Origin of the sequence: Actinoplanes sp. TFC3, assembly GCF_001553785.1 — a bacterium.
Taxonomy (GTDB): domain Bacteria; phylum Actinomycetota; class Actinomycetes; order Mycobacteriales; family Micromonosporaceae; genus Actinoplanes.
Window position 1 is genome coordinate 4,550,064 of the sequence record NZ_LOJP01000001.1, and the last position, 15,129, is coordinate 4,565,192.

Below are 15,129 nucleotides of genomic sequence, written 5' to 3' on the forward strand. Positions count from 1 at the left end.
GCTATCAAGGGGTGACTCACATGTCCGAAGTAGAACCGCGCAAACCCACCCGGCTGCTGGCCGACATCTTCGTCGCCGTCACCGAGTACGTCGATCGCCGCGTCGGCTGGGATCGGCTGCCGACCGTGCTCGGGCTGGCCGAGCTGATCGGCCTGCGTACCCGGTTGCGCGAGAGAAATCTGCACGACACCACGCACCTGCCCGCGGTGAACCTGCCCCCGGTCGAGGCGCCTGCCGAGCACCACCGGATCAACCGTTCCAGCGACGGCACCTACAACGATCTGGCCAACCCGCGGATGGGCATGGCCGGCTCCCGGTTCGGGCGCAACGTGCCGCTCGACGACGTGGTGCGTCCGGCGCAGGCCGGCGTGCTGACGCCCAACCCGCGCGAGATCAGCCGGGCGCTGCTGACCCGCACCGAGTTCATTCCCGCCAACTCGGTGAACTCGCTGGTCGGCGCGTGGCTGCAGTTCATGATCCGGGACTGGTTCAGCCATGGCACCAGCCCGGCCGAAGACCCGTGGGTGGTCCCGCTGACCGAGGACGATCCGTGGCCGCAAAAGCCCATGACCATCATGCGTACGCCCACAGATCCCACCCGCGCCCCCGGCCCGGACACCGAGTTGCCGCCGACCACCATCAACGTCAACTCCCACTGGTGGGACGCGTCGCAGATCTACGGCACCAGCCCGGCCGGCCAGCAGGCCCTGCGCACCGGCACCGCCGGCAAGCTCAACCTCGACCTGCCCCCCGAATCCGACACCACACCCGGCTTCTGGCTCGGCCTGGCCCTGATGCAAAGGCTGTTCGCCGCCGAGCACAACGCCATCTGCGACATGCTGCACCGCCGCTACCCCGCCTGGACCGACGAGGAACTGTTCCAGCGCGCCCGGCTCATCACCGCCGCCCTGATCGCCAAAATCCACACGGTCGAATGGACCCCGGCGGTCATCAGCAACCCGACCACCGTCGCCGGCATGCGCGCCAACTGGTTCGGCCTGGCCGGCGAGCGCGTGCACAAACTGTTCGGCCGGGTCTCGTCCAGCGAGGTCGTCAGCGGCATTCCCGGCAGCAAAACCGATCACTTCGGCGTCCCGTACGCGCTCACCGAGGAGTTCGTCGCCGTCTACCGCATGCACCCGCTGATCCGCGACGACTGGCACCTGCGCGCGGCCGCCAACAACCAGAGCCTGCGCGAGGCCTCGTTCCGCGATCTGGCCGGCCCGTCCGGCACCAAGCTGCTCAGCGAGATCAGGACCGAGGATCTGCTGTACAGCTTCGGTACGCTCCCGCCCGGCCTGGTCACCTTGCACAACTTCCCCAAGTTCCTGCAGGAGTACGAACGCCCCGACGGCAACCTGCAAGACCTGGCCGCCACCGACCTGCTGCGTTCGCGCGAGCTGGGGGTGCCGCGCTACAACGAGTTCCGCCGGCAGCTTCATCTGGAACCGGCCGCCACGTTTGAGGACCTGACGGACAACAAGGAATGGGCCGAGCAGATCCGCCAGGCCTACGACGGTGACATCGAGAAGGTCGACGTCACCGTGGGCATGTTCGCCGAACGGCTACCGGCCGGGTTTGCTTTCAGCGACACCGCGTTCCGCATCTTCATCCTGATGGCCTCCCGCCGCCTCAACAGCGACCGCTTCTTCACCGACTACTACCAGCCGGAGATCTACACCAGCGAAGGCCTGAAGTGGATCGACGACAACACGATGGTGTCGGTCCTGCTGCGCCACCACCCGGAACTGCGGCCGGCCATGGCCAAGGTGACAAACGCCTTCCAGCCGTGGCGAAGCACCGGTGCCCACGGCTGAGCGACCGCATCGTCCCTGATGGGCTGCCGGGCGCTCAGGGCGTTGGCGCACCTCTGTACGTACCGAATGACCAGAGGTTTCCTTCGGGGTCCTTGGCGGCGAAGTCGTGGGAGCCGTAGTCCGTGTGGTGCGGTGGTTTGAGGATTTCGGCTCCGGCTTTGACCGCTCGGTCGTGCAGGGCTGCGATGTCGTCGGCCACCACGTAGCAGCCGAAGGAGCCCGGGCGCAGCGCCCACGCGTCGTCCGGCCCGCGGCTGGCCGAGCCGAGCATGATGCCGCCGCCCAGGGGCCAGTTGAGCTGGGCGTGGTCGACTCGGTCGCCGGTGGCGTACACGGCGGTTTCGGTGAAGCCGAAGGCGTCGACCAGGAAGCGGATCAGAGCGTGGGCGTCATTGGCGCGCAGCGTGGGCCACACCTGCGGTGGCGGGGTGTTCGGATCAGTCATACCGCTCATCGTGCGCCGTCAGGGCGGGGCTGTATTGGACAAAACCGAACTCCTCGGCGAGCCACTGCGACGGCGTGCACCCCGCCAGGGATCGGAATTCGCGGACCAGGTGGGACTGGTCGGCGAAGTGGAAATCCGCGGCGATGCCGGCCGGCCGGGACGGGGAACTCAGGGCGCGGCGGGCCCGGTCGAAGCGGGCCACCCGGGCAGCCTGTTTGGGGCGCAACCCGACCTCGGCGCGGAACCGGTCGGTCAGGTAGCGCCCGCTCCAGCCGATCTCGCCGGCCACGGTCGCCACCGGCACATCCCCGCGCAGCAGCCGCCGGCACGCGTGGGTGATCTGCGGCCCGGCCGGTTCGTGCAGGCGCCGGGACAGCACCTCGTCGAGCATCGCGAACCGCTGCGGCCAGTCCGGCGCCGTGGCCAGTCGGTCGCGGACCTCGGCGACCGTGGCCTCCCCGAGCACGTCGGCGGCCGGTACGTCCAGGGCGTGCAGTTCGGCGGCGGGCAGACCGAACAGGGCGCGGCAGCCGAGCGCGCGGATCGCGACCTGCACGCCGGCTTGGTGGCCGTCGTGGGTGATCAGCGCGGGGCGCAGGTGCAGGCCGCCGAGCAGCGCCGGGTAGCTGCCGGGCTGCTGGCGCGGGTCGGGGTGCCCGGCCACGGTCAGCGGCTGGTCGAGGGTGAAGATCAGCGTGAGGTACGGCGAGGGCAGCCCCGATGCGTGGCCGGGGCGACGCCGGCCTGGTGGTAGCCGGAGTAGAACGCCACGTACGGGCGCAGCCGCGCGGCGGGGCTGCTCTGCACGTACTCGTTGACGACCACGTTTTCATAGTCACACCTGCGCGGAGTTCTTCGGTACCGGTGGGAGCCGGCCAATAGGAAAAGCGTGTTCCGCCACGTCCCCGGCCCGCGCCTGGCGCTGGCCGGCGCCCTCGTGGTGGTGCTGGCGGCTGCCCTGTTCCTGATGCCCGGCGCCCAGGCGACCTTCAATGGGACCGCAGCACCCTGCCAAGCCTCGCCCCGGCGACGCAGCCGCCTCCATCCGGGCCCCGTTCTGAGCAGCGCAGCTCAGGCGGGCACTGGCACCGTACGGGAGGAGTCCAGGTCGTCGCGGTAGTGCACGTGCGCGCTGCCCGGCAGCTCCTTGGCCGCGTACATCGCGATGTCGGCGAGGCGCAGCAGCTCACCGGCGTCGATGCCGTTACCGGCCGCGGCGATGCCGATGCTGGCCCCCAGCGGCAGGGTGTGCTCGCCGACCTGCACCGGCTCGGTCAGCACGTCGATCATCCGGCGCACCACCGCGTCGGCCGTGTCCGCCGTCGCGTCGGCCATGATCACCACGAACTCGTCACCGCCGAGGCGGGCCACCACGTCCCCTTCGCGCACCGACTCGGCGAGCCGCCGGGCCACCGCCACCAGCAGCCGGTCGCCGGTGCCGTGACCCAGCGTGTCGTTGACCTGCTTGAAGCCGTCGAGGTCGAGCAGCGCGATGGCCACCGGCAGCTCACACTGCTCCTGCAGCAGCTCGGTCAGCCGGCGCTGCATCAGGCTGCGGTTGGCCAGCCCGGTCAGCGGGTCGTGGGAGGCACTGTGGTCCAGCCGGTGCACCAGCCGGCCGTTCTCGATCAGCGCGGTCACCTGCCGCGCCGTGACCAGCACGGTCACCAGCACCGCGACCACGACGACCAGCAGGTCATCGGAGAGCCCGGAGTGGAACGCCGACCAGAGCAGCAGGCCCTGCACGGCGACGACCGCCGCGTACGGCAGCACGCTGAACGGCCGGCGCGGCTCCCCGGCGCGCAGGCCGCTACGCCCGGCCCGGTACTGCTGCTGGGCGGCGAGCGTGGCGACGAAAAAACAGGCCGGGTTGCCCACCATCGTGGCGAAGACTCCCGGGTGCCCGGTCTGCAGGTAGGGCTGCACCGAGGGCGCGAGCGTGCCGACCAGCACCCCGAAGGCGAGCAGCCGCAACGCTTTACGGTCGACGTAGCGGTCGCCGACCACGATCACTTTCATCACGGCGAACACCGCTACCACGCCGGTGGCGGTCAGCAGCAGCGAGCCGATCAGCCCGGATCCGCCGCCGTCGAGGAGGTGCCGGGTCTGGAAGTGCCACAGGAACACCCCGACCGCGAGCATGACGGTGCCGGCATCCAGCAGCAGCCGCAGCGTGTCACCGGGGCGCCCGTCGCTGGTTGGCAGCCCGAGCATGGCGAAGACGATGAAGAGCTGAGCGAGACCGGCGCCGACCACCATCAAGGGCGTGACATGGCTTCCCGGTACGTCCGGATGGCGCCAGACGTCGTATCCCTGCGTCATCAGCCCGAAGGTTGCACCCGCCGCGCCGACACTCAAGCGCAGCCAGAACTGCCGGGTCGGTTTGGCCAGAGCGCCCGAGCGGGCGGTGTGCACCAGCGCAAGGGTCAGCACCACGCCGCTGGCCGCGGTGGGGAGCCACAGCAGCAGCGACGGCACCACCGGCGTCACCAGGTTCACCGCGAACCCGATCGCCGCGAACGCCACGATCAGCCCGGCGAGGCGGGCGTGGGTCAGTGCCGAGCGCACCCGGCGTCTGTCCCCGTTCTCCATAGCCCCGCCGATCAGCAGCGGGACGCCGGATCTGAGGTCAATTCATGTTGCTGAGTGCGTAGCCCATCACCACCACAGCGCCGGTCAGCGCCACCCCCAGAGCGCCCGCCCCGGCCAGCAGCGCCATCCGGCGGCTCGGCAGGACACGGCGGGCAACCAGCCAGACCACCACGGCGCCGAGGTAGGCCACGACGGCGAGATACACGGTGAACAAGAACCCCAGACCCACCAGCAGCGCGGTGGTGACAGCAACGGCCACCGCAGCGCGGCGGCGCACGTCACGCCGGGCGATCACGTACGTCAGCACGCCGCTGCCCAGCGTGAAGAAGGTCGTCAGTCCCACAATGAGATCCATGTCGATCATGGTGACAGCGGCCGGCCCGGCAGGCCCTCACGCACACCGAACCTCCCCGACTCCTGCACATATTTCGTTCGAGGCTTGACAGTTAGAGACCTAACGTTCAGGCTTCTAAACATGAACAACCGCTGGTATCTCTCCACCGCGCCCATCGCCCGCGCCCTCGTCCACCTGTGCGTGCCGATGGCCGCCGCGATGGTGGTCAGCGCGATCTACAACGTCATCAACGCCGGCTTCATCGGCTCGCTGCACGACACCACCCTGCTGGCCGCCATCACCTTCGGCACTCCCCTGCTCGGCCTGGTCATGGCCTTCGGCGGCGTGTTCGGCGTCGGCGTCGGAGCCCTGATCTCCCGGCTGCTCGGCGCCGCCGAACACGACCCCGCCCAGGCCCGCGAGATCAAACACGTCTCGGCGTTCGCCCTCTGGGGCTCGGTCATCGCCGGCGCCATCGCCGGCGGCACCGGCCTGGCCCTGCTGCACCCCCTCGTGGCCCTGCTCGGCGCCGACGCCGCCGCGGCAGGCGCCACCCGCTCCTACGCCGCCGTCATGCTGGCCTTCGTCCCCGTGCTGGCCGCCGCGTTCTGCCTCGAACAGCTCATCCGCTCCGAGGGCGCCGCCCGCCAAGCCATGACCGGCCTGATCATCTCCACCATCGCCAACCTGGTCTTCGACGTGCTGTTCATCCTCGGCCTGCACTGGGGCGTCGCCGGCGCAGCCGCCTCGATCGGACTGGCCAACCTCATCAGCATCGGCTACTGGGCCATCTGGCTGCACCGCACCAGCGAGCACATGAGCCTCGCCCCGCGCTGGTTCACCCTGCGCGCAGCGGTCGTCAAGCCCGTTCTCGGCGTCGGCGCCGGCCAGCTGTTCCAGGCGGCGTTCCTGATCGTCACCGCCCTGGTGCTCAACAACCTCGCCGCCCACTACGGCGACGGCCCGCTTGCCGCCATGGGGGTCGCGGTGCGCATCGCCCAGGTGCCCGAGTTCCTCATCATGGGCGTCACGCTCGGCGTTCTACCGCTCTTGGCTTACGCGTACGGCAAAGGCGACCGCCAGCGCCTCACCTCGGCCCTGCGCGTCTCCGCGATCACCGTTGGCAGCGTCGGCCTGACCTTCGCGGCCGCGCTGCTGATCTTCCGCGAGCAGGCGCTGACCACGTTCTCCACCGACCCCTCGATCCTGACGATCGGCGTCACCATCCTCGCCGCCCAGCTCACCGCCATGCTCGCCAACGGCTTCACCGGCCTGCTCACCTCGCTGTTCCAGGCCACCGGCCGCTCCCTGCCGGCCACCGTGATGTCGACGGCGCAGGGTGTCCTGTTCATCCCGGTCGTACTGCTGGGCAACCTGTGGTTCGGCCTGCCCGGCATCATCTGGGCGCTGACCGTCACCGAGGTCAGCGTGTTCCTGCTCGGCCTGATCCTCTGGTTGACCTCCCGCGGCGCCATCGACCGCGGCCTGGCCGAAGGCAGCCCGCAACGGGCCGAGCAAATCCTCGAGACCGTGTGACTCTTGGCGAGCCACCCGCCGGTAGCGCAATGCTGGACCCTGGCAGAACCTGTGACGCCGGTACGAACCAGCGCCGAAACAGGCCGATCCGGCGCCGGCTCGGGAGGGCGGCTGCTCGGCGCACCGCTCCGATTACCGGCAGGTCGAGCTGCGCAGCCGAAGCGTCCGGGACGACGCAGATTTTCGGCGCGTACACGTTCCTGCTGGTGATCTTCCTGCCGTAGCGAAACGGCGAGAGCACCCCCGCTCCCGCCGTTTCGCGTCACTCAGTACAGCGTCGGGGTGTTCGTCGGGCGCAGGGTTGCCCAGCCGTCCTCGCGGGCCCGGGCCGCCGCCAACAGCCCGCCCACCGCTGCGGCGTTGGTGATGTCGCCGCGCAGGATCATCGCTACCGCCTCGTCGAGCTCGACCCAGGCCAGCTCGATGTCGGCTTCCTCTTCCTGGCGGCTGTGGCGCGACTCTTCCGGCACCGCCGACAGGTCGCGGGCCAGGAAGATGCGGATGGTTTCCGCGCTGAAGCCCGGGGAGGTGTGCAGGTCCACGAGCAGGTCGAAGCGGGCCGCGATCAGGTCGGCCTCCTCGCCCAGTTCGCGCGATGCCGCGGTCAGCGGTTCCTCGCCGGCCACGTCCAGCAGGCCAGCCGGGAGTTCCCACAGGGTCTTGCCGACGGGGTGCCGGTACTGCTTGATCAGGGCTACCCGGCCGACCTCGTCGAGGGCCACCACGCCGACCGCGTTCTTGTTCTCCACCACGTCGCGGTGCGCCATCGAGCCGTCCGACATGGTGATTTCGTCGGTGAACACCGTGAAGACCGGGCCGGCGTACTTCTGCGTACGGGATCGGGTCTCGTGCTGGAAGGCTGTCATGACGCCACAACCGGGGTCTTGGCGGTGTCCGGCTCGGCCGACGGCTCGACTTCGACCGGCAGCTCGTCGGCGGCCGCGTAGGTCACCGCGGCCTTGACGAACGCGGTGAACAGCGGGTGCGCCCGGGTGGGGCGGCTCTTGAGCTCCGGGTGGGCCTGGGTGGCCACGAAGAACGGGTGGGTCTCGCGGTCGAGCTCGATGAACTCGACCAGGTGACCGTCCGGGGACGTGCCGGAAAAGCGCAGGCCGGCCTTTGCCAGCTTGTCGCGGTAGGAGTTGTTGACCTCGTAGCGGTGGCGGTGCCGCTCGGAGATCTCGGTGCTCTCGTACGCCTCGGCCACGATCGAACCGGGGGTCAGCGCGGCCGGGTAGGCCCCCAGCCGCATGGTGCCGCCGAGGTCGCCCTTACCGGCGACGATGTCCTCCTGGTCAGCCATCGTCGAGATCACCGGGTGCGGCGCCTGCTCGTCGAATTCCAGCGAGTTGGCGTTCTCGAGCCCGGCCAGGTTGCGCGCCGCGTCGATCGTCATGCACTGCAGACCCAGGCACAGGCCCAGAATCGGGATGCCGTTCTCGCGGGCGTACCGGGACGTGTTGATTTTGCCCTCGATGCCGCGGATGCCGAAGCCGCCGGGGATGACGATGCCGTCCACGCCCTTGAGCGCGGCTGCCGCACCGGCCATGGTGTCGCAGTCGTCGGATGGCACCCAGCGCAGCTGAACCTTGGCCACGTTGGCGAACCCGGCCGCGCGGATGGCCTCGCTGACCGACAGGTAGGCATCCGGCAGGTCGACGTACTTGCCGACCAGCGCGACCGTAATCGTGCGGCGCGGGTGGTGCACCCGCTCGAGCAGGTCGTCCCAGGTGGTCCAGTCGACGTCGCGGAACGACAGGCCGAGCCGGCGCACCACGTACGCGTCGAGGCCCTCACGGTGCAGCACCTTGGGAATGTCGTAGATGCTGGGCGCGTCCGGGCAGGCCACCACGGCCTCACGGTCGACGTCGCAGTACAGCGACAGCTTGTGCTTGAGCTTGTCCGGGATCTCCCGGTCGCTGCGACAGACCAGCGCGTCGGGCTGGATACCGATGTTGCGCAGCGTGGCGACCGAGTGCTGGGTGGGCTTGGTCTTCTGCTCACCCGACGGCGCCAGGTAGGGCACCAGCGACACGTGCAGGTAGAACACGTGGTCGCGGCCGATCTCGTGGCGTACCTGCCGGATCGCTTCCAGGAACGGCAGCGACTCCATGTCACCCACCGTGCCGCCCACCTCGGTGATCACGACGTCGGGCACGCGGCCGCTCTCGTCGGGAGCGGCCATCGCGAAGATGCGCTCCTTGATCTCATTGGTGACGTGCGGGATGACCTGCACGGTGTCGCCGAGGTATTCGCCGCGGCGCTCCTTGGCGATGACGGCCGAGTAGATCTGCCCGGTCGTGACGTTCGCCTTCGCCGAGAGCGCCCGGTCCAGGAAGCGCTCGTAGTGCCCGACGTCGAGGTCGGTTTCCGCGCCGTCCTCGGTGACGAACACCTCGCCGTGCTGGAACGGGTTCATGGTGCCGGGGTCGACGTTGAGGTAGGGGTCCAGTTTCTGCATGACGACCCGCAGTCCGCGTGCGGTCAGCAAATTGCCGAGGCTGGAGGCGGTGAGGCCCTTGCCCAGCGAGGAGGCGACGCCCCCGGTGACGAAGATGTGCCGCGTCTCGCGCACTGTTGGTGCCAAGGCCTGCTCCCGTGGGTCGGTCAAGTTCGGTCTTGCAGACCGGCGCGGATCAAGAAACGATCACGCCATCCACGGGATTTCACAGTAACACCCTCGCCGAGCGGTGCACGTCCGGGCTGGTCGTGGCGTGCGGTTCACCCCTCACGACACCGCCGATTCGCTCGTACGGCGCAGCAGCGGCCCGCCCGGACCATCGGTTTCCCCCTCGGGCCGGGTGCGGTCGGCGGCATGTTCGAGCACCCGCAACGTGGTCAGCACGAGCAGCGGCACCGCCACCGCGGCCGCCGCCCCGGCCACCGCGAACCCGGCGCCCTGCAACACCCCGGCGGCCAGCACGGCCACCGTGATGCCGCCCAGCCCGGCCCGCAGCGCCGGATGCAACCCGAACACCCGGTTGAGCCCGCCCCACGCCGAGAACTGGCTGAACGCCAGCATCAGCGCCCCGCCGACCGCCATGATCGTCAGCGGGCTGTCCAGCGCGTGCCCGCTGGAGGCGGCCGCCCGCTGCATCGCCGGGCCGGCCGTGCCGTCCAGCAGCTCGGCGAGGAACCGCCCGACGCTGCCCTGCTCCTGCTCCGGGTGCTGCAGGTCGAGCACGGCGAAGCCGATGGTGACGGCCAGCCCGGCCACGGTGGCCCAGGCGAAGCGGGGGAACGTCAGCCAGCCGCCGGTGCTGATCGCGGCGGCCACGCACACCCCGCCGGTCACCGCGACCGCGCCGATCTGGTCGGCCCCCAGGTACGGACTGCCCACCATGATCACCGCGAAGCCGCCGGTCAGCACCACGATCACCGGGCGCCACGGCCGGCTGACCAACTGGGCCAGGCACCCGGCCAGCACCAGCGCCCCGGCCACGAACACGCCCAGCCCCACGCTGCCCAGCCCGGCGTAGCGCGAACCCTCGATCGCCGAGTAACCGGCCACCCCGTTGAGCTGCAGCTGCGCGCCGGTCAGCAGGTCCACCGCGATCACCACCACGGTCGCCGCGGCCACCGTGCCCAGCGGCCACAGCGTGCGCGCATACCGCGGAACCAGCCGGATCGCCGCGGTGCCCGCCGCGACCAGCGCAAAGGTCAGCGCCGTGAACAGGATGCCCGGGCGCGGGGCCCGCCACCATGGCACCGCGTCGGCCAGCAGCGCCGCCGGGATGGTCAGGCTCGCCGCGATCAGCAGCACCTCGGTGACGCGCAGCAGCAGCCGCGAGGGCAACGCCGGACCGGTGGGCCCGGCATGCCGGCGGGCCCGGATCATCAGCGGCACGCAGAGCACGAACAACGCGACCTGCACCGCGGCCAGGCCGAGGAAGAACTTGCCGGCGATGCCGAGCTGGGCGCCCGCGCGCTGGTTGGCGTCGTGCGGCCCGAGCACCGAGTCGGCCGGGGAGGTGGGACGGCCCTCGGTGATCGCGGCCGTGCGCCCGCCGAACAGCCCGTCGGGAGCGGGCCGCCCGATCGCGGTAAGGATCGTGGGGGCCAGGTCGACCAGCTGCACGTAGCCCTCCCGCCCGGTGCCCGGCGAGGTGAGCCAGCCGCCGTCCCAGCCGGGTCCCTCGGCGATCGCCACGTGCAGCCGCGAGGTGCGGTCGGTGTCCGCGACCCCGGCGACCACCACCAGCGAGCTGGGCGGGCGCGCTGCGAGCACCCGGGCCAGCAGCGCGTCGGCCTGGGCCACCTGGGCCTGGCGGGCCGTGCCGGAGCCGGTGACCGTGCCCAGGTCGACGATGTTGAGCTGGCATTCGGTGAACAGCCCGGCCGGTTTGTCGGGCAGCTCCGCGCGGTAGCGGTCGACGCGTCCGAACGGGCGGGCCGCCGCGACCGCCGCACCGGTGCCCACCGCCAGGGTGCAGCGCTGGGCTTCGGCGAGCGCGCCGGGCACGGCCCCGTAGGGCTGGTTGGCGTTGGCGCGCACCACCCCGGGCAGTTGCGGCAGGTTGGCGCCGATGCCGTCGGGCTGCTCCACCGCGGGGGCCAGCGCCGGGCAGGCCCCGGTGACCGTGCGGGTGTTCCACACCGAGAAGTTGCCCGCCCCCAGCGACAGCCAGCCATCATCGGGGCAGGTGGTGGCGTGCGCGGACCGCACGGACAGCCAGCCGATGGCGCCCGCGGTCGCCTCCTGCCACAGCGTCGGGGTGCGCTGCGGGTCCAGGTCGTCCCAGCGCAGCCCGGCGGCTCCGGCGACGATGACATAGTCGGCGGTCTTGGCGCTCACCCCGCTGGCCGGGCGCACGGTCAGGCCCGCGAGCGCGGCCACCACGGTCAAGGCCATCACCAGGTACGGCAGCCAGCTACGCCGCCAGAACATCCTCACCCCTGACCGGCCCGGGTGGTAGACGCAACCGAGGCGTACGCGGCCAGCACGTCGGTGATGGTGTCCTGTTCGCTGGGCCAGGTGCTGGCCTGCCGGGGGCCGCGAGCGGCGTACTCGGCGCGCCGGCCGGCATCACCGAGCAGCTCGCGCACGGCGTTGTCGAGGGCGTCCACGTCGCCGGGCGCGATGAGCACGGCGGCGTCGCCGACCAGACCGGGCAGCCCGCCGACCGCGGTGGCAATCAGTGGCACCCCGGCGTGCAGGGCCTCCTGGGCGAACAGTTGCCGCGCCTCCCAATCGCTGGTGATGACGGCCACGTCGGCGCCGGCGAGCAGGTCGGCCACGTCGGTGCGGTGACCCAGCAGGTGCACCGGCGCGCGGGTCTCGGAGATCCGCTGGGCGAGGCCCATGTAGCTGGGCCCGGAGCCGGCCACCACGGTGACCGGGACGGGATCCAGCGATCGCCAGCGCGCGGCCGCCTCGACCAGCACGTCGTAGCGTTTCTGCGGGTGCAGACGGCCGACGGACACGATCAGCGGGGTGGTGGGGGAAACACGGAACTCTGCTCGTACCGCCGGGCGGGACCTTTTGGGGGTGCTCAGGGCGGGCGCCGCGACCGGCGAGAGCCGCGCCTGCCGCGCCCCCAGCGTCTCGGCTCGCGTGACCAGATCCTGCGAGGCGCCCAGGGTGAGCGTCGCCGTGCGCGCCACGATCCGCTCGACCAGCGCCGACGCGCCGCCCCGCAAACCCTTGGCCAGCACCGCGTTGTGCCAGGTCACCACCAGCGGCGCGACCGGACGCGACAGCGTGGCCACGAACGCCGCGCGCAGCCCGTGAGCGTGCACAACGTCCAGGTCGCGGCTGCTCAGCGCGCGGCGCATGGCCCGGATCGCCCCGGAATCCTGCGGGCCCGGGCTGGCCGGGATCTCCACCGCCACGAACTGCGCGCCCGCGGCGGTGAACCCGAAATGCTGGTCGGTGGCGGCCGACCCGACGACCAGCACCGAGCAGCCCGCGGCGACCAGCCCTCGCACGAGCGACAGGACGTGCTGGCCCACGCCGCCGGTGCTCGAACTGAGCACCAGCGCCACCGAACCTCGCCACGTCGCCTGCGCGCCGTCGCTCACGAGCGTCCCCTCCTGAGAAGTCGAGAAAGGTCGCGCCCGGCCAGCGGGTACACCACCGCCAGGTACACCAGCGCGACCACAACTGCGCCCAGCATGCCCTGCAGCAGGCTCCGCCCGGCCCCCGGGGTGCCGCCGATCAGACCCGCGGCGAACCAGCCCGCGAAGCCCGCCACGACGGCCGCACCCACCGCGACCAGGCACGACTTGCCCAGCCCGGCCAGCGCGGCGGGGCCTGCGTGTCGGCGCACCGCGGCGACCAGCAAAAGTCCGATCACCGACATACCGATCGCGTTGGCCGCGCCCAGCCCGGCCAGCTCGCGCTGCTGCGGCAGCACCGCCGCCGACACCAGCGCTGCGAGCGCGGCGACGCCCCAGCCCACCGCCGTGGCCGACGCCGCAGCCACGGTCGCGCCGCGGGCGTACAACGCCCGCGACAGCAACGCGAACAGGGCGTAGCCGAGAAGTCCCGGAGCGAACGCGACGATGCCGGACGCCGCCCGCTGGGTGCCGACCAGGTAGGCGACGGGCCAGGCCAGCGCCGCGATGCCCGCCGCCCCCAGCCCGGCCAGCAGCACCACAGTGCGTGCGGTGCCCTGCAACGCGCTGGCGTAGCCCTCGTCGTCGTGGCGCGCCGCGGCGGTGGCCAGGCGCGGGTAGACGGCGGTGGCCAGCGGCACGGCCAGCACCGCCCACGGCAGCAGGAAGATGGTCTGCGCGGCGTTGTAGGCGGTCAGCGGCCCGTCGGCGGACAGCAGCAAAACCACCAGCACCATGACCTGCTGCGAGCCCACGGTGACCGCCCCGGCCCAGCCCAGCCGCACCGCCTGCCGGCCCTCGTCACCGGGGAAGTGCAGGCTCGGCCGCCACCGCAGTTTCAGCCGCCGCAGCGGGATCAGCAGGCACAGCGCGAGCACGGCGACCCCGGCGGTGGTGCCGAGCGACAACAGCATCTCCCCGGTACGGCTGAGCCCGCCCAGATCCGTGCGTGTGCCGTCGACCACCGCATAGCTCAGGTACGCCCCCATCACCGTCACGCTGGACAACAGCGGCGCGATCACCGGCCACGCGAACCGGTGGTGGGCCTGCAGCACCCCGGTGAGCACGATGCTGACCCCGTACAGCGGCAGCTGGGGCGCATAGACCCGCAGCATCCGGGCGGCCACCTCCTGCCCGCCGTCGGGCACGTTGAGCAGCGCCGCGATCGGGCCGGCCAGCACCGCGACCAGCACGGCCAGCGGCACCATCAGCGTCAGCACCCAGGTGAGCAGAGCCGACGCGACCTTCGACACCCGCACGCGATCGCCGCTGGCCAGCGGCCCGGCGATGAGCGGCACCACCAGGCTGGCCAGCGCACCCCCGGCGACCAGCTCGAACACGATGTTGGGGATGGTGTTCGCCGCGTTGTAGACGTTGCCCAGCGCCCCGTCACCGACGGTGTGCAGGAAGACGAAGGTACGGCCGAACCCGGCGATGCGCGACAGGATCGTCAGGACGGTGATGACGGCGGCGGCCCCGGCCAGCCCCGCGGCCCGGGTGCGGGTGGCGGTCACGGATTCGGGCGCCGGCCCAGCTCGTCGGCCTTGCGCAGCCACGGGGTGTCCTGGATGACCTTGGTGAAGCTGACCTTCTCGCTGGCCGCGGTCAGCGCGCCCAGCACGCCCAGCGCGATCGCCTGTCCGGTCACCCCGGTACGGGCCACGAACCCCACCCCGAGCAGCGCCCCCAGCGCGTTGGCCCCGGCGTCACCGAGCATGATCTGCTCGCCCAGGTCGGCCGGCAGCAGCGCCGCACCCGCGCCCAGCGTGCCCGCGGTCAGCGCGCCGCCGCGCCCGGCGACCAGCGGCGTGCCGAGCACAGTGGCCGCCTTGATCGCCCGGCCGGGTCGCAGGTCGAGCAGGTTCAGCAGGTTCGCGGTGCCGGCGATGACCCCGGCGCCGAGCAGCACGCTGCCCCTGCCGGTGTCCTTTTTCAGCAGCGCCGCGGCGGCCAGCCCGGCCGCCCCCACTCCGGCGATCTTGACCAGGCCGCTGGTGACCCGGCCCTCGAGCAGCGCGGCGAGGTGACCGCGGAAGCCCTTGGCGGTCTTCTGCTCCGGCCGGTTGCCCACGAGGTCGTCGTAGAAGCCCACCGCGCCGGACGCCGGGCCCGCGATCAGCGCCGCCGCCGCGGTCCGCGCGGTGGGGGCCCCGAGCGCGGCCCCCAGGGTGGCGCCGGCGGTCAGGGCCGGACCGGCCGCGAGCGTGACCGTGCGGCCGTGGAAGTTGGTGCGCTCCAGCCGCGCGGCGCGCTGGTCACTGCGGATCCAGGCCAGCGCGGCCCGGGCGGTCAGCGCCCCAAGCCCGGACGAGGTCACCCTGCTGGCCATGTGTCTCCCCTCAACGACC

Annotated in this window: 13 protein-coding genes; 2 read left to right on the forward strand and 11 right to left on the reverse strand. The window is 71.7% G+C overall.

The features are described 5' to 3' along the window. The first annotated feature begins 20 nt into the window (after positions 1-20). On the forward strand, positions 21-1,817 hold the full coding sequence (locus TFC3_RS20460; protein WP_067502334.1) for a peroxidase family protein: 1,797 nt from the start codon (positions 21-23) through the stop codon (positions 1,815-1,817). A gap of 34 nt (positions 1,818-1,851) precedes the next feature. On the opposite strand, the gene TFC3_RS20465 is transcribed toward TFC3_RS20460, so the two are convergent. The 5 genes from TFC3_RS20465 to TFC3_RS36065 form a co-directional block, all read right to left on the reverse strand. Next, a complete protein-coding gene (locus TFC3_RS20465; protein WP_067502336.1) occupies positions 1,852-2,262 on the reverse strand; it encodes a VOC family protein in 411 nt (136 codons plus the stop codon). Beyond that, positions 2,255-2,926 carry an AraC family transcriptional regulator gene (locus tag TFC3_RS20470; protein WP_236718231.1) on the reverse strand — a complete coding sequence of 224 codons (672 nt, stop codon included), beginning with the start codon at positions 2,924-2,926 and terminating at the stop codon, positions 2,255-2,257. Before TFC3_RS20470 ends, TFC3_RS20465 begins: the two co-directional genes overlap by 8 nt. A gap of 26 nt (positions 2,927-2,952) precedes the next feature. Continuing rightward, positions 2,953-3,087 carry a hypothetical protein gene (locus TFC3_RS40045; RefSeq protein WP_255363782.1) on the reverse strand — a complete coding sequence of 45 codons (135 nt, stop codon included), beginning with the start codon at positions 3,085-3,087 and terminating at the stop codon, positions 2,953-2,955. 246 nt (positions 3,088-3,333) lie between these two features. Next, positions 3,334-4,830: a GGDEF domain-containing protein gene (locus TFC3_RS20475; protein ID WP_236718232.1), complete on the reverse strand. Its 1,497-nt coding sequence runs from the start codon at positions 4,828-4,830 to the stop codon at positions 3,334-3,336. 61 nt (positions 4,831-4,891) lie between these two features. Further along, complete coding sequence (locus TFC3_RS36065; RefSeq protein WP_153040317.1) at positions 4,892-5,209, reverse strand: hypothetical protein; 318 nt, start codon at positions 5,207-5,209, stop codon at positions 4,892-4,894. 120 nt (positions 5,210-5,329) lie between these two features. Between TFC3_RS36065 and TFC3_RS20480 the strand changes: the two genes are divergently transcribed. Next, positions 5,330-6,724 carry an MATE family efflux transporter gene (locus tag TFC3_RS20480; protein WP_082772195.1) on the forward strand — a complete coding sequence of 465 codons (1,395 nt, stop codon included), beginning with the start codon at positions 5,330-5,332 and terminating at the stop codon, positions 6,722-6,724. A gap of 266 nt (positions 6,725-6,990) precedes the next feature. Here the strand turns inward: TFC3_RS20480 and TFC3_RS20485 are convergent, their stop codons facing one another. The 6 genes from TFC3_RS20485 to TFC3_RS20510 form a co-directional block, all read right to left on the reverse strand. Next, the gene (locus TFC3_RS20485) at positions 6,991-7,590 is read right to left on the reverse strand and encodes an NUDIX hydrolase (RefSeq protein WP_067502339.1); all 600 of its coding nucleotides are present in this window, start codon (positions 7,588-7,590) and stop codon (positions 6,991-6,993) included. Next, positions 7,587-9,311, reverse strand: a complete 1,725-nt coding sequence (locus TFC3_RS20490; RefSeq protein WP_067507150.1) for a CTP synthase — start codon at positions 9,309-9,311, stop codon at positions 7,587-7,589. Before TFC3_RS20490 ends, TFC3_RS20485 begins: the two co-directional genes overlap by 4 nt. A gap of 141 nt (positions 9,312-9,452) precedes the next feature. After that, the gene (locus TFC3_RS20495) at positions 9,453-11,612 is read right to left on the reverse strand and encodes a hypothetical protein (RefSeq protein WP_067502341.1); all 2,160 of its coding nucleotides are present in this window, start codon (positions 11,610-11,612) and stop codon (positions 9,453-9,455) included. Between the two features lie 2 nt (positions 11,613-11,614). After that, positions 11,615-12,745 carry a glycosyltransferase family 4 protein gene (locus TFC3_RS20500; RefSeq protein ID WP_067502344.1) on the reverse strand — a complete coding sequence of 377 codons (1,131 nt, stop codon included), beginning with the start codon at positions 12,743-12,745 and terminating at the stop codon, positions 11,615-11,617. Then, complete coding sequence (murJ, locus tag TFC3_RS20505; RefSeq protein WP_067502347.1) at positions 12,742-14,295, reverse strand: murein biosynthesis integral membrane protein MurJ; 1,554 nt, start codon at positions 14,293-14,295, stop codon at positions 12,742-12,744. The genes TFC3_RS20500 and murJ overlap by 4 nt, the downstream gene beginning before the upstream one ends. Then, positions 14,292-15,110, reverse strand: coding sequence for a hypothetical protein (locus TFC3_RS20510; protein ID WP_067502350.1), 819 nt, complete (start codon positions 15,108-15,110; stop codon positions 14,292-14,294). Before TFC3_RS20510 ends, murJ begins: the two co-directional genes overlap by 4 nt. Positions 15,111-15,129: the final 19 nt, after the last annotated feature.